The organism is Roseburia sp. AM59-24XD (assembly GCF_003478445.1).
Lineage (GTDB): Bacteria > Bacillota > Clostridia > Lachnospirales > Lachnospiraceae > Jutongia.
The window spans coordinates 123,507-144,412 of sequence record NZ_QUET01000002.1; the positions used below are offsets into that span (position 1 = coordinate 123,507).

Annotated in this window: 33 protein-coding genes; all 33 read right to left on the reverse strand. The window is 44.6% G+C overall.

What is annotated here, in order from left to right; genetic code table 11:
- Positions 1-22 precede the first annotated feature (22 nt).
- The 33 genes from rpsK to DXA20_RS01605 all read right to left on the reverse strand — a co-directional run bounded on the left by rpsK (position 23) and on the right by DXA20_RS01605 (position 20,784).
- On the reverse strand, positions 23-418 hold the full coding sequence (gene rpsK, locus DXA20_RS01445; RefSeq protein WP_022306313.1) for a 30S ribosomal protein S11: 396 nt from the start codon (positions 416-418) through the stop codon (positions 23-25).
- A 54-nt stretch (positions 419-472) separates the two neighbouring features.
- Positions 473-841 (reverse strand): 30S ribosomal protein S13, encoded by a 369-nt coding sequence (gene rpsM, locus DXA20_RS01450; protein ID WP_022306314.1) that lies wholly within the window; start codon positions 839-841, stop codon positions 473-475.
- Between the two features lie 415 nt (positions 842-1,256).
- Positions 1,257-1,370 (reverse strand): 50S ribosomal protein L36, encoded by a 114-nt coding sequence (rpmJ, locus tag DXA20_RS01455; protein WP_118559023.1) that lies wholly within the window; start codon positions 1,368-1,370, stop codon positions 1,257-1,259.
- A 161-nt stretch (positions 1,371-1,531) separates the two neighbouring features.
- Entirely contained in the window at positions 1,532-1,750 is a 219-nt protein-coding gene (infA, locus tag DXA20_RS01460; RefSeq protein ID WP_022013568.1) for a translation initiation factor IF-1, read from the reverse strand.
- A 13-nt stretch (positions 1,751-1,763) separates the two neighbouring features.
- Complete coding sequence (gene map, locus DXA20_RS01465) at positions 1,764-2,549, reverse strand: type I methionyl aminopeptidase (RefSeq protein ID WP_118559024.1); 786 nt, start codon at positions 2,547-2,549, stop codon at positions 1,764-1,766.
- Positions 2,550-2,631: 82 nt separating this feature from the next.
- On the reverse strand, positions 2,632-3,279 hold the full coding sequence (locus tag DXA20_RS01470; protein WP_022306316.1) for an adenylate kinase: 648 nt from the start codon (positions 3,277-3,279) through the stop codon (positions 2,632-2,634).
- Positions 3,280-3,434: 155 nt separating this feature from the next.
- Positions 3,435-4,391, reverse strand: a complete 957-nt coding sequence (locus DXA20_RS01475; protein WP_118559025.1) for a glycosyltransferase family 2 protein — start codon at positions 4,389-4,391, stop codon at positions 3,435-3,437.
- Between the two features lie 107 nt (positions 4,392-4,498).
- Positions 4,499-5,836: a preprotein translocase subunit SecY gene (gene secY / locus DXA20_RS01480; RefSeq protein WP_118559026.1), complete on the reverse strand. Its 1,338-nt coding sequence runs from the start codon at positions 5,834-5,836 to the stop codon at positions 4,499-4,501.
- A gap of 2 nt (positions 5,837-5,838) precedes the next feature.
- Entirely contained in the window at positions 5,839-6,279 is a 441-nt protein-coding gene (gene rplO / locus DXA20_RS01485) for a 50S ribosomal protein L15 (RefSeq protein ID WP_118559027.1), read from the reverse strand.
- 273 nt (positions 6,280-6,552) lie between these two features.
- Entirely contained in the window at positions 6,553-6,735 is a 183-nt protein-coding gene (rpmD, locus tag DXA20_RS01490; protein WP_022306320.1) for a 50S ribosomal protein L30, read from the reverse strand.
- Positions 6,736-6,748: 13 nt separating this feature from the next.
- A complete protein-coding gene (rpsE, locus tag DXA20_RS01495) occupies positions 6,749-7,258 on the reverse strand; it encodes a 30S ribosomal protein S5 (protein WP_022306321.1) in 510 nt (169 codons plus the stop codon).
- Between the two features lie 17 nt (positions 7,259-7,275).
- Positions 7,276-7,644, reverse strand: coding sequence for a 50S ribosomal protein L18 (gene rplR, locus DXA20_RS01500; protein WP_022306322.1), 369 nt, complete (start codon positions 7,642-7,644; stop codon positions 7,276-7,278).
- Between the two features lie 20 nt (positions 7,645-7,664).
- A complete protein-coding gene (gene rplF, locus DXA20_RS01505) occupies positions 7,665-8,207 on the reverse strand; it encodes a 50S ribosomal protein L6 (protein WP_022465685.1) in 543 nt (180 codons plus the stop codon).
- 52 nt (positions 8,208-8,259) lie between these two features.
- The gene (gene rpsH / locus DXA20_RS01510; RefSeq protein ID WP_118559028.1) at positions 8,260-8,661 is read right to left on the reverse strand and encodes a 30S ribosomal protein S8; all 402 of its coding nucleotides are present in this window, start codon (positions 8,659-8,661) and stop codon (positions 8,260-8,262) included.
- Between the two features lie 14 nt (positions 8,662-8,675).
- Positions 8,676-8,861 carry a type Z 30S ribosomal protein S14 gene (locus tag DXA20_RS01515; protein WP_022014871.1) on the reverse strand — a complete coding sequence of 62 codons (186 nt, stop codon included), beginning with the start codon at positions 8,859-8,861 and terminating at the stop codon, positions 8,676-8,678.
- Positions 8,862-8,873: 12 nt separating this feature from the next.
- Complete coding sequence (gene rplE / locus DXA20_RS01520) at positions 8,874-9,413, reverse strand: 50S ribosomal protein L5 (RefSeq protein WP_022306325.1); 540 nt, start codon at positions 9,411-9,413, stop codon at positions 8,874-8,876.
- A 24-nt stretch (positions 9,414-9,437) separates the two neighbouring features.
- Positions 9,438-9,743, reverse strand: a complete 306-nt coding sequence (rplX, locus tag DXA20_RS01525; protein WP_022306326.1) for a 50S ribosomal protein L24 — start codon at positions 9,741-9,743, stop codon at positions 9,438-9,440.
- Between the two features lie 14 nt (positions 9,744-9,757).
- Positions 9,758-10,126 carry a 50S ribosomal protein L14 gene (rplN, locus tag DXA20_RS01530; RefSeq protein WP_022306327.1) on the reverse strand — a complete coding sequence of 123 codons (369 nt, stop codon included), beginning with the start codon at positions 10,124-10,126 and terminating at the stop codon, positions 9,758-9,760.
- 40 nt (positions 10,127-10,166) lie between these two features.
- Positions 10,167-10,424 (reverse strand): 30S ribosomal protein S17, encoded by a 258-nt coding sequence (gene rpsQ / locus DXA20_RS01535; RefSeq protein WP_178655120.1) that lies wholly within the window; start codon positions 10,422-10,424, stop codon positions 10,167-10,169.
- A 36-nt stretch (positions 10,425-10,460) separates the two neighbouring features.
- Entirely contained in the window at positions 10,461-10,640 is a 180-nt protein-coding gene (gene rpmC / locus DXA20_RS01540) for a 50S ribosomal protein L29 (RefSeq protein WP_199877037.1), read from the reverse strand.
- Between the two features lie 7 nt (positions 10,641-10,647).
- Positions 10,648-11,085 carry a 50S ribosomal protein L16 gene (gene rplP / locus DXA20_RS01545; RefSeq protein ID WP_022306330.1) on the reverse strand — a complete coding sequence of 146 codons (438 nt, stop codon included), beginning with the start codon at positions 11,083-11,085 and terminating at the stop codon, positions 10,648-10,650.
- The gene (rpsC, locus tag DXA20_RS01550; RefSeq protein ID WP_022306331.1) at positions 11,085-11,750 is read right to left on the reverse strand and encodes a 30S ribosomal protein S3; all 666 of its coding nucleotides are present in this window, start codon (positions 11,748-11,750) and stop codon (positions 11,085-11,087) included. Before rpsC ends, rplP begins: the two co-directional genes overlap by 1 nt.
- Before the next feature lie 50 nt (positions 11,751-11,800).
- The gene (gene rplV, locus DXA20_RS01555) at positions 11,801-12,190 is read right to left on the reverse strand and encodes a 50S ribosomal protein L22 (RefSeq protein ID WP_022306332.1); all 390 of its coding nucleotides are present in this window, start codon (positions 12,188-12,190) and stop codon (positions 11,801-11,803) included.
- Between the two features lie 55 nt (positions 12,191-12,245).
- Positions 12,246-12,521 (reverse strand): 30S ribosomal protein S19, encoded by a 276-nt coding sequence (rpsS, locus tag DXA20_RS01560; RefSeq protein ID WP_022306333.1) that lies wholly within the window; start codon positions 12,519-12,521, stop codon positions 12,246-12,248.
- A 59-nt stretch (positions 12,522-12,580) separates the two neighbouring features.
- Positions 12,581-13,426 (reverse strand): 50S ribosomal protein L2, encoded by an 846-nt coding sequence (gene rplB / locus DXA20_RS01565; protein WP_022306334.1) that lies wholly within the window; start codon positions 13,424-13,426, stop codon positions 12,581-12,583.
- 76 nt (positions 13,427-13,502) lie between these two features.
- A complete protein-coding gene (gene rplW, locus DXA20_RS01570) occupies positions 13,503-13,802 on the reverse strand; it encodes a 50S ribosomal protein L23 (protein ID WP_022306335.1) in 300 nt (99 codons plus the stop codon).
- A complete protein-coding gene (rplD, locus tag DXA20_RS01575; RefSeq protein ID WP_022306336.1) occupies positions 13,802-14,425 on the reverse strand; it encodes a 50S ribosomal protein L4 in 624 nt (207 codons plus the stop codon). Before rplD ends, rplW begins: the two co-directional genes overlap by 1 nt.
- A gap of 26 nt (positions 14,426-14,451) precedes the next feature.
- Positions 14,452-15,135, reverse strand: coding sequence for a 50S ribosomal protein L3 (gene rplC, locus DXA20_RS01580; RefSeq protein ID WP_022306337.1), 684 nt, complete (start codon positions 15,133-15,135; stop codon positions 14,452-14,454).
- A gap of 156 nt (positions 15,136-15,291) precedes the next feature.
- Complete coding sequence (rpsJ, locus tag DXA20_RS01585; protein ID WP_022306338.1) at positions 15,292-15,606, reverse strand: 30S ribosomal protein S10; 315 nt, start codon at positions 15,604-15,606, stop codon at positions 15,292-15,294.
- Between the two features lie 446 nt (positions 15,607-16,052).
- A complete protein-coding gene (locus DXA20_RS01590; RefSeq protein WP_207664217.1) occupies positions 16,053-17,867 on the reverse strand; it encodes a methyl-accepting chemotaxis protein in 1,815 nt (604 codons plus the stop codon).
- 160 nt (positions 17,868-18,027) lie between these two features.
- A complete protein-coding gene (spoVG, locus tag DXA20_RS01595) occupies positions 18,028-18,312 on the reverse strand; it encodes a septation regulator SpoVG (RefSeq protein ID WP_022306340.1) in 285 nt (94 codons plus the stop codon).
- 79 nt (positions 18,313-18,391) lie between these two features.
- Positions 18,392-19,513, reverse strand: coding sequence for a glucose-1-phosphate adenylyltransferase subunit GlgD (gene glgD, locus DXA20_RS01600; protein ID WP_022306341.1), 1,122 nt, complete (start codon positions 19,511-19,513; stop codon positions 18,392-18,394).
- Positions 19,510-20,784 carry a glucose-1-phosphate adenylyltransferase gene (locus tag DXA20_RS01605; RefSeq protein ID WP_199877036.1) on the reverse strand — a complete coding sequence of 425 codons (1,275 nt, stop codon included), beginning with the start codon at positions 20,782-20,784 and terminating at the stop codon, positions 19,510-19,512. Before DXA20_RS01605 ends, glgD begins: the two co-directional genes overlap by 4 nt.
- Positions 20,785-20,906: the final 122 nt, after the last annotated feature.

Here is a 20,906-nt window from a genome sequence, read left to right on the forward strand (position 1 = left end):
CTCCTAATCTGGTAATCATTGATTAAACACGACGACGCTTCGGTGGGCGGCATCCATTATGTGGTACAGGTGTTACGTCTCTGATGCTTGTTACATCGATACCGCATGCCTGCAGTGCACGAATTGCTGCCTCACGGCCTGAACCAGGTCCCTTAACCATAACGTCAACAGATGTCAAACCATGTGGCAGAGCTGCTTTTGCTGCTGTCTCTGCAGCCATCTGTGCTGCATATGGAGTTGACTTTTTGGATCCTCTGAATCCTAATCCGCCTGCGCTTGCCCAGGAAATAGCATTTCCTTCTGAATCTGTAAGCGTAACGATTGTATTATTAAAGGAAGACTGAATGTGTGCCTGTCCATGTCCGACATTCTTCTTGACACGCTTCTTTGTTGCCTTCTTTGTTGCTACTTTAGCCATTATCAAACCCTCCTAGTTAGATTTTGGTAGAGTGTCTAACTGTTCCTACCTAAATTACTTTTTCTTATTAGCGACAGTACGCTTAGGACCCTTGCGAGTTCTGGCATTTGTCTTTGTCTTCTGTCCACGAACCGGCAGACCCTTTCTATGACGAATACCTCTGTAACATCCGATCTCCTGGAGTCTCTTGATGTTCATTGCGATCTCTCTGCGAAGATCACCCTCTACTGTCTGTGTCTCGTCAATGACATCACGGATACGGGAAACTTCCTCGTCCGTAAGATCCTTGACACGTGTGTCAGGATTGACATTAGCTTCTGCCAAAATACGCTTTGAGCTGGTAAGTCCGATACCATAAATATAGGTAAGACCAACTTCTACACGTTTCTCTCTTGGTAAATCTACACCACTAATACGAGCCATGTGTACTTTACACCTCCGTTAATTTTCTATTTTACAATGAGTTTCGTGGCAGCCACGCTGCCGGTCACATGGGAATCCCCATGCTTTCAGTGATTTCGATGAGGGAATAGATGGTTCCTTCATCTTCAGCCGCTTTAAATTGTAATCCCACTGCATAGACATTTTTCACTATGACAGCCCTATTGCTGTCCCTCGGGATCGCCTGCGAATTGACGATCGATCTACGCCGCAGTCATCATCTGCCGTGGCAGGACCATCCTGCTATGAAATGACACATAGCCGTGATGAGATGGGTAATCACTCCATCCACAATGTCACAGTGCGCATGTTATAAAACGCACTATAATTACAGAAAGCAAGTTCTATTTTAACAACAGAAAAGCCAAAGTGATATGCTTTGGTTTCCGTTCTCTCATTAGCCCTGTCTCTGTTTGTGTCTAGGATTCTCGCAGATTACTCTGACGCGACCCTTTCTCTTGATGACCTTACATTTTTCGCAAATCGGTTTTACTGAAGATCTAACTTTCACAGCAATAACCTCCTTTCAGAAAAGTCCATTAACCACTATATCATAAAATTTTAGGCATTGCAAGACAAACTTTTTATTTTTTTCATATTATTCAAAAAGAAAACGGAGCCGTCCACAATATACGCTGTGGACAGCTCCGATCATCCTACCGGCTGTACCGGTTATTTGTCTCTCCAGGTAATACGTCCCTTTGTCAGATCGTACGGAGACATTTCCATTGTCACCTTATCGCCCGGCAAAATACGGATAAAGTTCTTGCGAAGCTTTCCGCTGATGTGAGCCAGTACCTGATGACCATTCTCCAGCTCTACCTTAAACATTGCATTGGGCAGCTTCTCTACAACAATACCCTCAATTTCTATTACATCTTCCTTTGACATATTTCCTCCATTCTTACGCCTTTATTGTTTCATAATTATGATCCCATTCCGGATAAGATAATAACTCCGGCTCACCCTCGGTGATCAGGACCGTATTCTCATAGTGTGCGGAGTTCAGAGAATCCTGTGTTACAACGGTCCAGTCATCCTCAAGAACCCATACCTCCCAGGTTCCGATATTGATCATCGGCTCGATCGCCAGTGTCATACCCGGACGAAGCTTCATACCGCGTCCGATCGGTTTGTAATTCGGAATCTGCGGCTCCTCATGGAGATCCTTACCTACACCATGACCAACCAGATCACGTACAACTCCATATCCGTTTGCCTCTGCAAAATCCTGAACTGCTTTGGAAATCTCAAAGAGGTGGTTACCTGCTTTGGCATACTTGATGCCCTCGAAGAAGCTCTGGCGCGTCACATCGATGAGACGTCTGTTCTCCTCGGAAATCTGTCCGACTGCATGCGTTCTGGCAGCATCGGAATGATACCCCTTATAAATAACACCCGCATCAAGACTGACGATATCGCCCTCCTGCAGGATCCTCTTCTTATTAGGAATGCCATGAACGACCTCATCGTTGACGGATACACAGATGGATGCCGGGTATCCCTGATAATTCAGGAAGGACGGAATGCAGTCATAGCTACGGATCACTTCCTCGCCCTTGCGGTTGATGTCCATGGTGGATATGCCCGGACGAATGATCTTTGCCATCTCCTGATGAACGATGGACAGGATTCTTCCGGCCTCTCTCATAAGTTCAATTTCGTGTTCTGATTTAATTGTTACTGACATATTATGCCTTCTTTCCTCATCTTTATAATGAATTTTTAGTCGTCGCGCCGACACGGCTGGAAATCCGCCGGTGTGATTCTATTTACTGCTCACCATCCAGGATTGCGCAGATGTCCTTGAAGCCCTGTTCAAGTCCTGTTGTTCCATCGACAACACGGAGAATACCTTCATTCTTATAATAGTCGATCAATGGAGCTGTCTGCTCATGATATACTTCCAGTCTCTTCTTAACGGTCTCAGGCTCATCATCCTTACGGATCACAAGCTCCTTACCACATTTATCGCAGATTCCTTCTTTCTTTGGAGGAATGTTTACAATATGATAGGTTGCACCGCAGGAGCATACTCTTCTACCGCTCATACGATCAATGATCACCTGATCTGCAAGATTGATCTCGATTGCATAATCAACCTTCTCACCGGTAGCTGCCAGAGCCTTTGTCAGCGCCTCAGCCTGAGGGATGGTTCTTGGGAATCCATCGAGTACATAACCGTTCTTTGCATCGTCCTGGTGGATTCTGTCTACAACAAGATCACAGGTAAGCTCATCCGGAACAAGCTCTCCGGCATCCATATAGCCCTTTGCTTTCTTTCCAAGCTCTGTACCGTTCTTGATATTCTCACGGAAAATATCACCGGTGGAAATATGAGGAATGCCATATTTCTCTGAAATCTTGCCAGCGTGTGTTCCCTTTCCGGCACCTGGTGCCCCCAACATAATAATCTTCATGAATATATTCTCCTTTCACGTGTATCATACCCTTCACATCTTCAAAAAGACGTCTATAGTATATGATACTCCAAGGCGGTTTATTTTTCAACCGTTTTTTGTGACCGCCTGCGAACCGGTATTTTGCACATCTCCAACCGCCTGCAGACGGATATTTATTTGTCGTCTTCTGTTCTGTCACTGATGATGTAACGAGGTCTGTGCTTGACTTCCATATAGATCTTGCCGATGTACTCGCCCAGAACACCGAGGCAGATCAGCTGCACACCGCCAATGAAGCAGATAATACTGATTGTACTTGCCCAGCCGACCACGCTGTGCTTCATATAGAACATGATAAACGTCCAGATGATCGCCAGAAAGCTGAGCAGTGAGATAAAGGTGCCGATCCCGGTGATGATCCGGATCGGTTTGATGCTCAGGCTCGTGATACCGTCAAAGGCAAGTCCCAGCATCTTACTGAGCGGATAATGGCTCTCACCGGCAATCCTTTCGTGGCGCTCATAATACACGCTTGTGCTTTTGAAGCCCACCAGCGGAAACATGCCGCGCAGATACAGATTGACCTCCTTGAAATTTGCAAACTCATGCAGCACTCTGGAGGACACCAGACGGTAATCGGCATGATTATAGACCACCTCTGCCCCCATGACATTTAACAGCTTGTAAAATCCCTGCGCTGTCGCTCTCTTAAAGAACGTATCCGTATCACGCTTGCTGCGGACGCCGTAAACAATCTCACAGCCGTCCAGATACGCATCCACCATATCGTCCATCGCATTGATGTCATCCTGTCCGTCACAGTCGATGGAGATCGTAATATCCGCCTTGTCCTTCGCCTCCATGAGTCCCGCCAGCACAGCATTCTGATGACCCCGATTGCGGCTCTGCGAGATTCCGATATAGTGTTCGTCCTCTTTGGAAAGCTCTTTGATGATCTCCCAGGTCCGGTCCTTGCTTCCGTCATTGACGAAAAGCACACGGCTGTCTTCACTGATCTTGTCCTTCGATGCCAGCGAATTGATCTTCGCCAGAAATTCCCCACTGGTGATCGGCAACACTTCTTCCTCGTTGTAACAAGGTATCACAATATATAAGATTGGTTTTTCCATATTGTCCCTCTTTTCTGAAAAAATCCCCACATCCGGGCAGTGGCTGCGCCTGGGTGCGGGGATTCCATATCTCTTATGCAGTCATCACAAAAGACAATACGCGATAATTACTCGCTGATGAAACCTCTGTAATGACGAACCAGCATCTGTGACTCGATCTGCTTCAATGTCTCGATAACAACACCTACGATAATGATCATTGATGTTCCACCGAAAGATACATCAGCACCAAATGCTCCCGAGAAGAAAATCGGAACAAGTGAAGCGATTGACAGACCTGTCGCACCAATGAAGATGATGCTGTTGAGTACACTGGTCAAATAATCCATCGTCGGTTTTCCCGGACGGATACCCGGAATGAATCCTCCCTGCTTCTTCATGTTCATGGCAATCTCCTGTGGATTGAAAGTGATTGATGTGTAGAAGTAAGCAAAGAAAATGATCAATGCAATATATACAACAAGACCTAATGTATACTTAAACTCGCCAAAGCTCTCGAAGTTGCACCATGCGTTCTGGTTCAGAACCTTGAGGAACTTCTGGAATAAAGATGCGCCTGCACCGGATGCCGGCTGAAGACCTGCGAAGTTTGCGATAACAATAGGCATTGAGAACAGGGATCCGGCAAAGATTACCGGGATAACGCCTGCTGTGTTTACCTTAAGCGGAATATGTGAAGACTGTCCGCCAACAAGCTTGCGGCCTCTTGTCTTCTGAGAATACTGTACACTGATTCTTCTCTCACCATCGGAAAGATAGATGATGAAAACAACCATTGCTACAAGCACTCCGATAATAATAACAGCAGCCAGCAGACTGTTCACTGTTGTAGAAGCGTTCTTGACGAACTTGTTGAACAGGGAACTCATGTCCTCAGGCATACGTGACACGATGTTGTATAACAGGATGATTGAAATACCGTTTCCAACACCATGCTCTGTAATCTGCTCACCAAGCCACATTAAAAGAGCAGAACCTGCTGTCATGGATACGATACAAACTGTGATGGATGTAAATGTAGCTCCACCTGTCAGGAGACCCTGGCTGGCAAAACCGATTGCCATTGCGGCACTTTCCATCAGAGAAAGTAAGATTGTTACATATCTCGTGTACTCAGAAATCTTCTTTCTTCCCTCTTCGCCGTCCTTATGCAGCTCCTCGAGACGAGGAATTGCAATCGTGAGCAGCTGTAAGATAATGGAAGATGTGATATACGGTGTAATGTTCAGTGCGAAAATAGACATTTTCTCAAAGGAACCACCGGTCAACTGATTAAAGAAATCCAGGGAGTTCTGATCTGCGAACCACTGTGAAATGTAGTCGGCATCTACACCCGGGATAGGAAGCTGACATCCGATACGCACTACGACAAGAATGAAGAGTGTGTAGAGGATCTTTTTCCTCAAATCCTTAATCTTAAATGCATTGCGGACTGTTTCGAACATCCTTAGATCACCTCAGCTTTTCCACCAAGAGCCTCAATCTTCTCAGCAGCACTCTTACTGAATGCATGTACCTGAACTGTAAGCTTCTTAGTTAATTCTCCATTTCCGAGTATCTTAACTCCATCCTTAGGATTACTGATAACACCTGCCTCAAGTAAAGCAGCTACAGTAACTACTGCACCGTCTTCAAACTTGTTAAGCTTATCTACATTGATTGCAACGATCTCCTTAGAGTTGATGTTTGTGAAACCTCTCTTAGGAATACGTCTGTACAGTGGCATCTGACCACCTTCAAAACCCGGACGTGGAGCACCTGAACGTGCCTTCTGACCCTTATGTCCCTTACCTGCTGTCTTACCGTTTCCTGATCCATGGCCACGGCCTCTTCTGAAATTGTTGCTCTGCTTTGAGCCTTCTGCTGGTCTGAGTGTTGATAAATTCATTGTAATTACCTCCTGATTATAAATACTAACGGGCTATGCGCATTCGCAGTCATTTTGCGGATTGACCGATCCTGACGCAGGGTATGACCAATACCCCTTAAATGAGAACGGTGATCTCATTTACCCTCGCAATTGTTACATGTGTCTGCAAAGCGACACATTATATATCATAACACATAATTTGCGTCATGAAAAGCCTTATTCCAAAAAAATTGACTACGAAAAAAATGCCCCATAAAATGAGACATTTCTTTCGTTTGACATATATCCTGCTTAGATCTCTTCTACCTTTACAAGATGCTTTACATGCCAGATCATTCCTCTGACTGCATCATTGTCAGGAAGCTCAACGGACTTATTGAGTTTCTTTAAGCCGAGCGCTTCCACTGTTGCACGATGCTTTGGAATGGCACCGATCGTAGATTTCACTAATGTAACCTTTAACTTTCCTGCCATTTTGATCCTCCTTTTAGCCTAACAGCTCTTCTACAGAAATACCACGAGCCTTCGCAACTTCCTCAGGAGTCTTAAGATTCTTAAGTCCCTCGATTGCTGCAAGTACAACGTTCTGCTTGTTGTTTGAACCAAGAGACTTTGTACGAATGTTCTTGTATCCTGCAAGCTCAAGTACGGCACGTGCCGGACCACCGGCGATGATTCCAGTACCTTCTGGAGCCTTTTTAATCAATACAGATGCACTACCAAACTTACCATTGAAGTCATGTGGTACGCTTCCGTTCTCATCGATAGGAACTTCGACAAGGTTCTTCTCTGCAGCTTCTTTTCCTTTACGGATAGCCTCAGGAATCTCTGTGGCCTTACCCAGACCAGCACCTACATGTCCGTTCTTATCGCCAACTACTACTAATGCAGTAAATCTCATATTACGTCCACCCTTAACAACCTTGGTTACACGCTTAATCGTTACTACATTATCTTCCAGCTCTAACTGGCTTGGGTCAATAATTGTACGTTTCATGAGTTCTCCTCCTAATCTTAGAAATTCAAGCCTGCTTCTCTGGCTGCCTCAGCCAAAGCTTTTACCTTGCCCTGATATACAAAACCGCCACGGTCAAATACTACTGTGTTAATTCCTTTATCCAAAGCTTTCTTGGCGATGATCTCACCAAGCTTTGCTGCTGCATCTACGTTATTTGTCTTCTCAAGACCGTCCTTCACATCTTTCTGAAGGGTAGAAGCGAAAACCAGAGTATTTCCTACGGTATCATCAATAACCTGTGCGTACATATGATTATTGCTTCTAAATACAGCTAAACGCGGTCTCTCAGCTGTGCCTGAAAGACGATTACGAACCTTCATGTGTTTCTTCACACGAACATCACTTCTTGACTGCTTCTTAATCATCGTATTTTCACTCCTTTATATTATTTCTTACCGGTCTTACCAACCTTACGTCTGATTACTTCATCAGCATACTTAATACCTTTACCCTTATAAGGCTCCGGAGCTCTCTTCTCTCTGATTTCAGCAGCGTATTGGCCAACCTTTTCCTTGTCGATTCCCTTAACAACCAGTGTGTTAGCGTCCTCAACTACAACTTCGATTCCTTCAGGATCTTCCATCTCTACCGGATGAGAGTATCCCAGGGACAGCGTAAGAAGCTTTCCCTTCTTTACAGCTCTGTAACCAACACCGTTAACTTCGAGCTTCTTCTCATATCCCTCTGTTACACCAACAACCATGTTGTTGATCAGAGTTCTTGTAAGACCATGGAGAGATTTCATCTTCTTAAGATCGTTTGGACGGTTAACGATGATCTCGTCTCCCTCTTTCTTGATCTCCATCTCTGCCGGAAGCACTCTCTCAAGTGTTCCCTTTGGTCCCTTTACAGTCACTTTATTATTTTCTGCAATATCAACTGTTACACCAGCCGGTACCGCGATAGGCATTTTTCCGATTCGTGACATGCCGTGCACCTCCATATTCTTGGTTTAATGGGTGGCTGACTATCTGGTATGATTACCAGATAAATGCCAGTACTTCACCGCCAACGTTTTCTTTTCTAGCTTCCTTGTCTGTCATAACTCCCTTGTTGGTAGAAATGATAGCAATTCCAAGTCCTCCGAGAACCTTTGGAAGCTCATCCTTGCCAGCATAAACTCTAAGACCCGGCTTAGAAATTCTCTTGAGACCGGTGATAATCTTATCGTTCTTGTCTGCGCCATATTTTAATGTGATATGAATTGTCTTAATTCCGTCAACGTCAATCACGTCATATTTCTTGATATAACCCTCTTTGAGAAGGATCTCAGCGATAGAGATCTTCATCTTTGAGCTTGGTACATCTACTGTATCATGCTTTGCAGTATTGGCATTACGGATTCTTGTAAGCATATCTGCAATTGGATCGCTCGTCATCATCTTGTTTTACCTCCTTACCAGCTTGCTTTCTTCACGCCTGGGATCTGTCCCTTGTATGCTAATTCACGGAAGCAGATTCTGCAGATTCCGTATTTTCTTAAATAAGCATGTGGGCGACCACAAATTCTGCAACGACTATATTCTCTTGTAGAGAACTTTGCCTTACGCTGCTGCTTAACTTTCATAGAAGTCTTAGCCATGAGATTCCCTCCTTACTTCTTGAATGGCATACCGAACTGTGCCAATAATTCACGAGCTTCTTCATCAGTCTCAGCGGTAGTTACAACGATAATGTCCATACCTCTGACCTTGTCAACCTTATCATACTCGATCTCAGGGAAGATTAACTGCTCCTTGATACCAAGAGCGTAGTTACCTCTGCCGTCGAATGCGTTAGGATTAACACCTCTAAAGTCACGAACTCGTGGCAGTGCGAGGTTTACAAGACGATCCAGGAACTCATACATTTTCTCACCACGGAGTGTTACCTTACATCCGATTGGCATTCCCTCACGAATCTTGAAGTTTGCGACAGAATTCTTTGCCTTTGTTGTAACGGCCTTCTGACCTGTGATCTTTTCCAAATCAGCAATTGCAGAATCCAAAATCTTGGAGTTCTCTTTTGCTTCGCCGACACCCATGTTTACTACGATCTTCTCGAGCTTAGGTACCTGCATTATATTTTCATAACCAAATCTCTTGGTCATTGCATCAACGATTTCGTTGTTATACTTTTCTTTTAAACGAGCCACGTTAGATTGCCTCCTTTCCAGTTATTAGTCGATTACTTCACCTGTTGCCTTTGCGTAGCGAACCTTCTTACCGTCCTCTACCTTAAAGCCAACACGGGAAACCTTTCCCTTGCTCACATACATTACGTTTGAAATATCCAGAGGAGCTGACTTCTGAACGATGCCGCCCTGAGGATTTGCCTGATTTGGCTTTGTATGCTTTGTTACCTGGTTGATTCCCTCGATAATAACCTTGCCATCCTTAACGGATGTTACCTTGCCCTCACGGCCTTTATCTTTACCGGCGATTACTTTTACGGTATCGCCTTTTTTAATCTTACTTGTTGCCATTGTCGATACCCTCCTTATAATACTTCCGGTGCTAATGAAACAATTTTCATGAACTGCTTATCTCTCAACTCTCTTGCGACTGGTCCAAAGATACGTGTACCTCTTGGTGTCTTGTCGTCACGGATGATAACGGCTGCATTCTCATCAAACTTGATGTAGGATCCATCAGGACGACGAGTGCTGTTTACTGTACGAACTACAACAGCCTTAACGACATCACCCTTCTTTACAACACCGCCTGGTGTTGCATCTTTTACAGAAGCAACGATGACGTCACCGATACTTGCATATCTTCTGGTTGAACCACCCATAACTCTGATACAAAGAAGCTCTTTAGCACCTGTATTATCAGCTACTTTCAGTCTTGATTCCTGCTGTATCATAATTACCTCCATATTCTGCCGTCTAATACCCGGCTCACAATTATTTTGCTTTCTCGATAACCTCTACCAGTCTCCATCTCTTGTCCTTAGACAAAGGTCTGGTCTCCATTACTCTTACTCTGTCACCGATCTTGCATGTATTCTCCTCATCATGAGCTTTCAGCTTACGAGTTCTCTTGATGATCTTGTTATAAAGTGGATGCTTAACGTTATCAACAACTGCAACAACGATTGTCTTATCCATCTTATCACTTACTACTTTACCTACACGAGTCTTTCTAAGATTTCTCTCCACGATCGTGTCCTCCTTTCCATAGGGCTTCTATCAAATGAATTAGTTCTGGGATGCGAGCACTGTCTGAATTCTTGCGATATTCTTCTTAACTTCCTTAATACGGCTCGTATTATCCAGCTGATTTGTTGCATTCTGGAACTTCAGATTGAACAGCTCTTTCTTTGCAGCAACTAAATCTTCATTTAATTCTGTAACGGACTTACTTTTCAATTCTTCCATAAACTGCTTACTCTTCACTGCCCGCACCTCCTTCTAAGTCTGCACGAGATACGACCTTACATTTAACAGGCAACTTATGAGTTGCAAGACGTAAAGCCTCTCTTGCTACCTCTTCTGATACACCTGAAATCTCGAACATTACACGACCAGGTTTTACAACAGCTACCCAATACTCCAGCGCACCTTTACCTTTACCCATTCGAGTCTCGGCAGGAGTCTTTGTTACTGGCTTGTCAGGGAAAATCTTGATCCAAACTTTACCACCACGCTTGATATAACGTGTCATCGCAATACGGGCTGCCTCAATCTGGTTGGATTTGATCCATGCCGGCTCTAAAGCCACGATACCAAAATCACCATTTGTGATCTTGTTTCCTCTGAGCGCTTTTCCTGTCATTCTACCGCGGAACTGCTTGCGATGTTTTACTCTCTTTGGCATTAACATTATTTATCGCTCCCTTCCTTTTTGTTATTCTTGGTTGGAAGAACTTCACCATGGTAAACCCATACCTTAACACCAACCTTACCATAAGTTGTGTCAGCCTCAGCGAAGCCATAATCAATATCAGCACGAAGTGTCTGAAGAGGAATTGTACCCTCGCTGTAGAACTCTGTACGAGCCATATCAGCACCGCCCAGACGTCCGGAGCAAGATGCCTTCACACCCTTTGCGCCTGTCTTCATCGTTCTGCCCATTGCAGACTTCATTGCACGACGGAAGGAGATACGATTCTCAAGCTGCTGCGCAATATTCTCTGCTACTAACTGCGCATGGCTGTCCGGATTCTTGATGTCCATGATCTTGATATCCAATGCAACCTTGCGATCTAAAACCTTTAATAACTCTTTCTTCAGATTCTCAATCTCAGCACCGCCCTTACCGATTACGAATCCAGGCTTTGCTGTATGAATGATAACTCTTACTTTATCTGTCGGTCTCTCAATCTCGATCTTTGAAATACCAGCGCTGTATAATTTCTTCTTTACAAATTCTCTGATCTTGTAATCTTCTACAAGATAGTCTGCAAATTTACCCTCTGCAAACCAATTGGAATCCCAGTCACTGATAACACCGACTCTTAAACCATGAGGATTAACCTTCTGTCCCATTTTAATCTCCTTTCACAGATCAAAAATTCTGATCTGAAGCAAACTTATGATTAGCGCTCGTTGAGTACGATCGTGATATGACTCATTCTCTTCTCAATACGGTATGCTCTACCCTGCGCTCTTGGTTTGATTCTCTTCATTGTCGGTCCTTTATTTGCATAACACTCTTCAATGTACAAATTCTCAGGATTCATACCATTGTTGTTCTCAGCATTTGCAACTGCAGACTGTAATAACTTTAAGATAATGCTGGACGCATATCTTGGATTATATGTCAAAATACCGATTGCTGTCTCTACATCTTTGCCTCTGATGGCATCTAACACATAACAAGCCTTCTGAACTGAAACTCTTGCATAAGATAACTTAGCTGAAGGTCTGGTGTCTTTCTGGTTCTCATTTCTCTCTCTCTTAATCTGAGATCTATGCCCCTTAGCCATTTGTGAAGCCTCCTTTCGATTCTCTGTTAATTTATCTCTCCGCCGTCATCAATGACTAACGGCCCTTCTTCTCGTCCTTACCGTGACCTCTGTAGGTTCTGGTAGCTACGAACTCGCCGAGCTTGTGTCCTACCATATCCTCGGTAACATATACAGGTACATGCTTTCTACCGTCATGTACAGCAAATGTCAATCCTACGAATGATGGGAAAATAGTGGAACGACGAGACCATGTTTTGATCACTGCCTTATCACCGGATGCGACTGCAGCGTTTACCTTTTTCTCAAGGCTTGCATCGATGAAAGGTCCTTTCTTTAATGAACGTGCCATTGTATCCTCCATTCTGCCTTAACGGCTAATCCAATCTTCAAGCAGACTGCTTTGACTTATTATTTAGCCAAAGCCTTTCCGTCTCTTCTTCTTACGATCAGTTTATTTGACTTATTGTTCTTCTTACGTGTCTTTAAGCCAAGCGCAGGCTTGCCCCAAGGAGTACATGGACCCGGACGGCCGATACCTGTCTTACCTTCACCACCACCGTGTGGATGGTCGTTAGGGTTCATAACAGAACCACGGACAGTAGGTCTGATACCCATGTGACGCTTACGTCCTGCCTTACCGATATTAACAAGTGCATGCTCACCATTTCCTACAACACCGATTGTTGCGCGGCATACAATAGGAACCATTCTCATCTCGCCTGAAGGAAGACGAAGTGTTGCATACTTACCTTCCTTAGCCATCAGCTGTGCGCTGTTACCAGCGGAACGAACAAGCTGACCACCTTTTCCAGGGTAAAGCTCAATGTTATGAACCTGAGAACCTACTGGAATGTTCTGAAGTGGAAGTGCGTTTCCTACTGCGATCTCTGCCTCAGGACCGTTCATGATCTTCTGACCAACCTTCAGTCCCTCCGGAGCGAGGATATATGCCTTCTGACCATCTGCATAGCTGATCAGTGCGATATTTGCTGTTCTGTTTGGATCGTACTCGATTGTCTTAACAATTGCCGGAATACCATCCTTATTTCTCTTAAAATCGATAATTCTGTATTTTCTTCTTGATCCGCCACCACGATGTCTTACAGTGATCTTACCCTGTGCATTACGTCCGGCGTTCTTCTTTAAAGACACGGTCAGTGACTTCTCAGGAGTTGTAGCTGTAATCTCAGCACGATCCATTGTAGTCATATGTCTTCTGGAAGGTGTATATGGGTTAAATGTTTTAATTCCCATGACATTTTCTCCTTTCAAATACTTATATTTGATCCGCCCGATAGGTTTTCCAGGCGTTTTAGGTCTTACTCAGATTTTACAGTCCCTCAAAGATCTCGATATCCTTGCTGTCCTCTGTAAGCTGTACAATCGCTTTCTTATACTTAGCTGTCTTACCCTGAGTTCTTCCACGGCGACGAGTCTTACCGTCACAGTTCATTGTGTTTACCTTTGAAACCTTTGTTCCGTCGAAAAGCTTCTCAACAGCTTCTTTCACCTGGCTCTTTGTAGCATCCGGATGAACAGCGAATGTGTACTTTTTCTCTTCCATAGATGCCATGGACTTCTCTGTCACGATTGGCTTCTGGATAACATCATAATATTTCAAATCTGCCATTATGCGTACACCTCCTCAAGCTTTGCTACAGCACTCTTTGTGATGATGATTGTATCATACTTCAGAATGTCATATACGTTGATTGCGTTGGAGTAAACCGTTCTGACTCCGGCGATGTTTCTTGCAGAAACCTCTACGTTGTCATTGTCCTCGCCGTCAAGTACAACGAGTGCTTTGTTTACCTTTAATGCATCAAGAACGCTTACCATCTTCTTTGTCTTGATCTCATCAAACTTCAAAGAATCCATTACGAAGAATTTCTCCTCGTTTACCTTTGTTGTCAGTGCGGATTTAATTGCACCGGCCTTCTCTTTCTTATTCATCTTGAATGAATAATCTCTCGGTGTTGGAGCAAATACAACTCCACCGCCTGTCCACTGTGGAGATCTTGTGGAACCCTGTCTTGCATGACCTGTTCCCTTCTGTCTCCATGGCTTTCTTCCGCCACCGCTCACCTCAGAACGTGTCTTAGCCTTCTGAGTGCCCTGACGTTTATTTGCAAGCTGTAATACAACAGCCATATGCATCAAATGCTCATTTACATCAACAGCGAATACGCTATCGTTAAGATCAAGCTTTCCAACTTCGCTGCCTTCCATATTATAAACAGATACGTTAGCCATCTGTGTGTTCCTCCTTTCCAAAAGAATTATTTAGCAGTTTTAACGCTTTCCTTGATGGTCACAACAGATTTCTTTGGTCCGGGAACTGCGCCCTTAACCAGGATGAGATTCTGCTCTGCGTCTACGCGAACGATTTCAAGATTCTGGATCGTTCTCTTAACGCCACCCATCTGACCAGGCATCTTCTTGCCCTTGAATACACGGCTAGGATCAGAACAAGCACCGTTGGAACCTGCATGTCTGTGGAACTTGGAACCATGTCCCATAGGTCCTCTGTGGAGACCATGTCTCTTGATTGCACCCTGGAAACCTTTTCCCTTTGTAGTGCCGCTTGCATCGATCTTATCTCCGGCTTCAAAAATGTCAGCCTTGATCTCCTGACCAAGTGTGTACTCCTCAGCGTCCTCAAACTTAAACTCTTTCAGATATCTTTTGCCGGATACTCCTGCTTTTGCGAAGTGTCCCTGAAGAGGCTTGTTTACGCCATGACTTCTCTTTACTTCCTTCTTGCCTGTAGAATCCTTGCTGATAACCTTATCCTTCTTATCAACATATCCTACCTGCACTGCACTGTACCCATCATTCTCGACTGTCTTTACCTGTGTTACGAAGCAAGGACCTGCCTGAAGTACAGTTACCGGAGTTAATACTCCGTTCTCGTTGAAGATCTGTGTCATACCGATCTTCGTTGCTAAAATAGCTTTCTTCATAATGTTGCACCTCCTGTTAATCTACAGCGGAATACGATTGGCTCGCACAGCCCACGCTGCCGGTTGGAATCGTATTCATCCTAGACGGTCTATAATGTGCAAGTTTGATTCAAAAAACTCAGTTTATATAAACCCTAAGGACTTTCTCATTTAATCTTACTTTTCCTTCATCTTGAGCTGTACAGCTACACCGGAAGGAATCTCCATCTTTGTTAATGCTTCGATGGTCTTCTGTGTTGGAGCGATAACATCAATCAGTCTCTTGTGAGTTCTCTGCTCAAACTGCTCTCTGGAATCTTTGTACTTGTGAACAGCACGAAGAATTGTAACTACTTCCTTCTTCGTTGGAAGAGGTACCGGACCGCTTACATTAGCGCCAGTCTTCTTTGCCGTCTCAATAATCTTCCCAGCAGCATGATCAATCTGATTGTGGTCATACGCCTTCAGTGTAATTCTCATTACGTTAGCCATAAAAAAAGCCGCCTCCTTTTCGCACTTTTGCGAGCAAACTGATCTGATTGGCATCGAATCATGCTCGTTGTAATAGCGCAACAAGTGGTGACTGTACACTTGTCCGGGTGTGTCCTGTTGAATCACATCGGGTAACGCAGGACTTCCCTTCTGTTCTTATCCGTTCACACGGATTGTTAAATTGGTACAGTGACTTGTCGCCAGTTTCCTAACTTGACATTCGCTCCACGGAAAACCTGTCATTCGTTACCAGATGACAGCAACCTCGCGCTTCACAGCTATCAATGTCACAGCATTTGCTATTGTAGCAAGATTTTACAGGCTTTTCAAGGTTTTTTTTCAATTTTTTCATCTTTTTTTATTTTTCTACGATTTGCACAAAAAAATCCGTCACCAAAACCGGTTGTTGTTAATTTGCACAACTCCCGATCCGGTGACGGCTCGCATTAGACACGTTCGAATTTTCCGGCTTCGTCATTTAATTTTTCAGCGATCTCTTTGTTCTCTTTCATCTGTGCAGAGATCGAACCAATACCCTGCACCAGATCTGCAGTATTAGTTGCAGCAGACCCCACACCGTTCGCACTCTCATCCACTGCAGCACTGATCCCCTGGATCGCGCGGGTAATATTATCTACAAGCACCTGCGCCTCGTCTGCCATGCGGTGGAACCGCGTAACGATCTCATCAACATGCACAGCATCCTCTTTATACTGTGCACCGGATGCCACAAAGTCATCATAATCCGTCGAAATGTTCTCCATTATATAGGAAGCAATTGCTCTCGCCTGTTCAGTCAGCTCTTCAACGGCACCCACAACGACCTGATTGATATTCTGGATGTTGTTGGCTGCTTTACGGCTTTCCTCCGCCAGATTACTGATCTCGTCCGCAACAACCGCAAAGCCTCTTCCGGCTTCACCGGCACGTGCTGCCTCAATTGCAGCATTGAGCGCAAGCAGATTGGTCTGGCTGGAAATGCTTAAAATCTCATTGGTCAGCTCATTAACTGTCTCAACGCTCTTGCTTCCTTCGATTGCCTCCTCCAGCTTTTTGATGATATCATTCACCACAACGCTGGTATTTTTCTTCGTTTCAACCGCTGTGCTTTCCAGCTTTTCTGCACGCACGCGCATTTCAGCCGCATACTGCTGCAGGTCACCGGAGGCATTTGCCAGCTCGATCACATTGCCATTCACATCAGTTGCATTTTCGCTGATATTTGAAATAGTTGAAGAAATCTCCTGCATGGAAGCGGCAAGCTGCTGCATCAATGCAGAGATGTCCGCAGAGCTGTCATTCGCCGTCGCTACATGGTCGGATACCTTACCGACGATCTCATCCAGACTGGCAGCACTTGTAGTGATCTCCTTCATGATTGTCTGTAATGCCTCGAGGAATACATTAATTCCTTTTGCAATCTTGCCCATCTCATCCCGGCTGTCCACGGAGATTCGCTCCGTCAGATCACCATGACCCGACTGGACATCGTCGACAATCTTGGACAACTTCCCGTCAATTCTGCCAAGCGGGAGGCTGATGTAACGGTGGCTGATCGTCACACCAAGAACATCCACGATCATACCGAGGATCAGAAGAATTGCCACTATAAATAAGGAAGAGTTATATTTTCTCTTCTGCTTTACGATTGCCGAATCCATTCCCTTCTTATTATATTGAATCAATTCGCTGATCTGATCAGACAGGTCACTTCCGAGTGTACTCAGCGTTCCATTTGCAAGATTCTGCGCATCATCCTTCCTGCCCTTATTACTCAGGCGGATTGCCTGCTCAAAGTTTGTGAGATATTCTTCGTAGTCCTGTTCAAACTTCTGGAAATTCTCCGTCTCACTGCCCTTTCCCATCATCTCCTCGTACTCGATATTGGCAGTCTGAATGTTGCTGCGAAGGGTACTTGCTTCTGTCGAGAGATTCTCCAGCGATGCACTGTCACTTGTCAGACAATGCTCATAGATCACACGGTGAAGCGACTGGAAATCCTCTGCGATCTCGCCAAGCTTTGTAATATTCTGCGCATAGCGGTCAGAGATCGTCTGGCTCGAGCGGAGCATTCCACGCAGCTGACCAATACAGAGGATACTGCAGATCAAAAGCATCGCGCCGAGCATTGTAATCGGCACCATTACCTTCCACTTCACGGAATTCATGTCTATCTTCTTGCGCATTCCCACTTTCGCCCGCTTGTTTGTTTTCAGTTTCTTTGGTTTCATTTTCTTTGGTTTCAGTTTCTTTGGTTTCATTTTCATATGTCTGCCCTACTTTCTTTTGTCGAAAACGGAGACAGGCACTCCCCCGTCTCCGTTTTATGGTGTATATTGTGAATTCACCTTCCCCATATTCAGCATTTTACTGCTGTTCTAAGATCTCCCTCTTGTGTTGCTGCCCCTCCGGGCTTTAAGGTCAGATCTGTGCGCTGTCGGTCTCGTCCTCCTCCAGCACAGCTTCATACCTTTCCAAAATGATATTCTGGATCATCTCCCGCGTCTGGGAATTGATCGGGTGAGCAATATCACGATATTCTCCATCTCCTGCGCGTCTGCTAGGCATCGCAATAAAAAGACCTTTCTCGCCTTCGATCACCTTGATGTCGTGAACAACAAACTCACCATCAAGAGTAATAGAAACGATTGCCTTCATTTTCCCTTCTTTTGAGATCTTGCGAATACGCACATCTGTTATCTGCATGTTTGAACCCCCTTTGATTCCAGACAAATTCTACTTAAATACGAGGTAACCTCTCCCCTTTATTCATTCGCGTCCGGCATCAAAGTGCATAACGCTCATTCTTCTCAATCACGATACGAATCTGTCCATTCTCACCAATATACTCTGTATTAGCGCGAATCGTATCTCTGCTTTCTACGATACAATTCTCAATATGTGTATTGTCTCCAATGTAAACATCATTCAAAATGATTGAGTTCTTGATCACACAGTTATTTCCAACATAAACTTCCTTGAACAGGATGGAATCCTCTACCTGTCCATTGATGATACATCCACTTGATACAAGACTGTTTCTGACATCTGATCCTGCGTTATATTTTGCAGGCGGCAGATCCTGTACCTTGGAATATACATCCGGATACTGCTTGAAGAAGTAATCACGGATCTCCGGCTTCAGGAAGTCCATATTGGTACGGAAATAAGATTCCACGCTGGAAATATTACTCCAATATGTATCCATCTTATATGCGTAGATCTTCTTGATATCCTTGTAACGGATCAGGATGTCTTTTACAAAATCGTATCTCTCCTCCTGATCGGCCTTCTCGATCAGTTCGATCAGAAGACGGCGGCGGACAATATAGATTCCCGCAGAAACCTGCTGTCCCTTCGCCTGGATCGGCTTCTCCTCGAAGTTGACGATACGCCCGTCCATATCGGTTGAGATCACGCCAAAACGGCTTGGATCATCCTTCTCATTCATATCAGTTGTAACAACCGTAAAATCTGCTTTCTTTGCAATATGATACTCAAGGACTTTATTGTAGTCCATCTTGTACACACCATCACCGGATGCAATAACAACATAAGGCTCATGACTACTCTTAAGGAATCCGATGTTCTGTGCGATCGCATCAGCGGTTCCGCGATACCAGTAACTGTTCTCCGGTGTAGTGGTAGGGGTGAATACATATAATCCTCCCTGCTTTCTACCAAAGTCCCACCATTTAGAGGAATTCAGGTGCTCATTCAGCGACTTTGCATTATATTGTGTAAACACAGCCACCTTCTGAATATGTGAGTTTGTCATATTACTTAATGTAAAATCAATGCTTCGGAAGCTGCCGGCTATTGGCATTGCAGCGATTGCTCTCTTGTTGGAAAGCTCCTTCATTCTGCTGCTATTACCACCAGCTAATACAATACCTATCGCTCTCATTCTCTGTCACCTACCTTAATCAAAGTCTCACCGCCGTCCAAAAGACCGTTCGGATAATCTGCCGGCTCTGTCACGCCGGAAATTGCTGTATTCTTTCCAATCTTGACGCCATCCGGAATCACAGAATCCTCTCCGATGGTTACCAGACCAAACGCATAAACGCTAGGTTTTACTTTATTTTCTTTCTCTTCACCGATGCCCAGCTCACAGTTCTTGCCAACAGTAACGCCCTCTGCAATGATAGACTTGTCAACCGTTGTCCCGGCACCGATCGTGGTAGAACTCATAATGATGGAATCCCGTACAACCGCTCCCGCTTCGATCGTGACACCACAGCCGATCACCGAGTTATGAACCTCTCCATAAATCTCACAGCCTTCGCCGATGATTGCCTTGTCCACAATTGCATCCTTCGCAATATACTGCGGCGGAATACGGTCACTCTTCGTGTAGATCTTCCAGAACTCCTCATAAAGGTTAAAGACAGGAATCAGATCGATCAGCTCCATGTTGGATTCCCAATAAGAGCCAAGTGTTCCAACATCCTTCCAGTATCCATTGTACTCGTATGCAAAGATACGCTTGCCCTGCTCATGGCAGTAAGGAATAATATGCTTACCGAAATCACACGCCGGCTGATCCTTCAGCTTCAGCAGTGCCTCACGCAGTACCGGCCATGAGAATATGTAGATACCCATGGATGCGAGATTGCTGCGCGGATGCTCCGGCTTCTCCTCGAACTCCTGAATCTTCTTGTTCTCATCCGTAATAACTACACCAAAACGGCTTGCTTCTTCCAGCGGAACAGGAATCGTCGCTAACGTAACATCAGCATTATTGGCTTTATGGAAATCGAGCATCACCTCGTAATCCATCTTATAAATGTGATCTCCACCCAAAATAAGTACATAGTCAGGATTATACTGCTCCATATACCGTAAGTTCTGATAAATCGCATTTGCAGTTCCTGTATACCATTCACTGCTCGTACTCTTCTCGTACGGTGGCAGAATGGAAACTCCCCCGACATTTCTGTCCAAATCCCACGGAATACCGATTCCAATGTGAGTATTCAGACGCAACGGCTGATACTGTGTCAGGACACCAACTGTATCAACCCCCGAATTAATACAGTTACTCAATGGAAAGTCGATAATACGATACTTGCCACCAAATGCAACTGCAGGCTTTGCAACATCTGCTGTGAGTACTCCAAGACGAGAGCCCTGACCACCTGCCAGTAACATTGCAATCATTTCTTTCTTTATCACGATATCACCCCTTGTTGTTCAGAATAATTGTATTATAACACACCTTTCATAAAATGGGAATAAATTTGACAAATAATTTGTTAATTTTTTCTATTTTTTATACATTTCGACTAATTTTTGCC

Coding starts and splice junctions, on each gene's coding strand:
- rpsK (WP_022306313.1), bottom strand. CDS start 418: ATGGCTAAAGTAGCAACAAAGAAGGCAACAAAGAAGCGTGTCAAGAAG.
- rpsM (WP_022306314.1), bottom strand. CDS start 841: ATGGCTCGTATTAGTGGTGTAGATTTACCAAGAGAGAAACGTGTAGAA.
- infA (WP_022013568.1), bottom strand. CDS start 1,750: ATGTCAAAGGAAGATGTAATAGAAATTGAGGGTATTGTTGTAGAGAAG.
- map (WP_118559024.1), bottom strand. CDS start 2,549: ATGTCAGTAACAATTAAATCAGAACACGAAATTGAACTTATGAGAGAG.
- DXA20_RS01470 (WP_022306316.1), bottom strand. CDS start 3,279: ATGAAGATTATTATGTTGGGGGCACCAGGTGCCGGAAAGGGAACACAC.
- DXA20_RS01475 (WP_118559025.1), bottom strand. CDS start 4,391: ATGGAAAAACCAATCTTATATATTGTGATACCTTGTTACAACGAGGAA.
- secY (WP_118559026.1), bottom strand. CDS start 5,836: ATGTTCGAAACAGTCCGCAATGCATTTAAGATTAAGGATTTGAGGAAA.
- rplO (WP_118559027.1), bottom strand. CDS start 6,279: ATGAATTTATCAACACTCAGACCAGCAGAAGGCTCAAAGCAGAGCAAC.
- rpmD (WP_022306320.1), bottom strand. CDS start 6,735: ATGGCAGGAAAGTTAAAGGTTACATTAGTGAAATCTACGATCGGTGCC.
- rpsE (WP_022306321.1), bottom strand. CDS start 7,258: ATGAAACGTACAATTATTGACCCAAGCCAGTTAGAGCTGGAAGATAAT.
- rplR (WP_022306322.1), bottom strand. CDS start 7,644: ATGATTAAGAAGCAGTCAAGAAGTGATGTTCGTGTGAAGAAACACATG.
- rplF (WP_022465685.1), bottom strand. CDS start 8,207: ATGTCACGAATCGGAAAAATGCCTATCGCGGTACCGGCTGGTGTAACA.
- rpsH (WP_118559028.1), bottom strand. CDS start 8,661: ATGATGACGAGCGATCCAATTGCAGATATGCTTACAAGAATCCGTAAT.
- DXA20_RS01515 (WP_022014871.1), bottom strand. CDS start 8,861: ATGGCTAAGACTTCTATGAAAGTTAAGCAGCAGCGTAAGGCAAAGTTC.
- rplX (WP_022306326.1), bottom strand. CDS start 9,743: ATGGCAACAAGTAAGATTAAAAAAGGCGATACCGTAAAAGTAATCGCC.
- rplN (WP_022306327.1), bottom strand. CDS start 10,126: ATGATACAGCAGGAATCAAGACTGAAAGTAGCTGATAATACAGGTGCT.
- rpmC (WP_199877037.1), bottom strand. CDS start 10,640: ATGGAAGAATTGAAAAGTAAGTCCGTTACAGAATTAAATGAAGATTTA.
- rplP (WP_022306330.1), bottom strand. CDS start 11,085: ATGTTAATGCCAAAGAGAGTAAAACATCGCAAGCAGTTCCGCGGTAGA.
- rpsC (WP_022306331.1), bottom strand. CDS start 11,750: ATGGGACAGAAGGTTAATCCTCATGGTTTAAGAGTCGGTGTTATCAGT.
- rplV (WP_022306332.1), bottom strand. CDS start 12,190: ATGGCTAAGGGGCATAGATCTCAGATTAAGAGAGAGAGAAATGAGAAC.
- rpsS (WP_022306333.1), bottom strand. CDS start 12,521: ATGGCACGTTCATTAAAGAAAGGACCTTTCATCGATGCAAGCCTTGAG.
- rplB (WP_022306334.1), bottom strand. CDS start 13,426: ATGGGAATTAAAACATTTAACCCATATACACCTTCCAGAAGACATATG.
- rplW (WP_022306335.1), bottom strand. CDS start 13,802: ATGGCAGATTTGAAATATTATGATGTTATCCAGAAGCCAATCGTGACA.
- rplD (WP_022306336.1), bottom strand. CDS start 14,425: ATGGCTAACGTATCTGTTTATAATATGGAAGGCAGCGAAGTTGGAAAG.
- rplC (WP_022306337.1), bottom strand. CDS start 15,135: ATGAAGAAAGCTATTTTAGCAACGAAGATCGGTATGACACAGATCTTC.
- rpsJ (WP_022306338.1), bottom strand. CDS start 15,606: ATGGCTAACGTAATGAGAATTACACTGAAGGCGTATGACCACAATCAG.
- DXA20_RS01590 (WP_207664217.1), bottom strand. CDS start 17,867: ATGAAACCAAAGAAACTGAAACCAAAGAAAATGAAACCAAAGAAACTG.
- spoVG (WP_022306340.1), bottom strand. CDS start 18,312: ATGCAGATAACAGATGTGCGTATTCGCAAGATCTCAAAAGAAGGGAAA.
- glgD (WP_022306341.1), bottom strand. CDS start 19,513: ATGAGAGCGATAGGTATTGTATTAGCTGGTGGTAATAGCAGCAGAATG.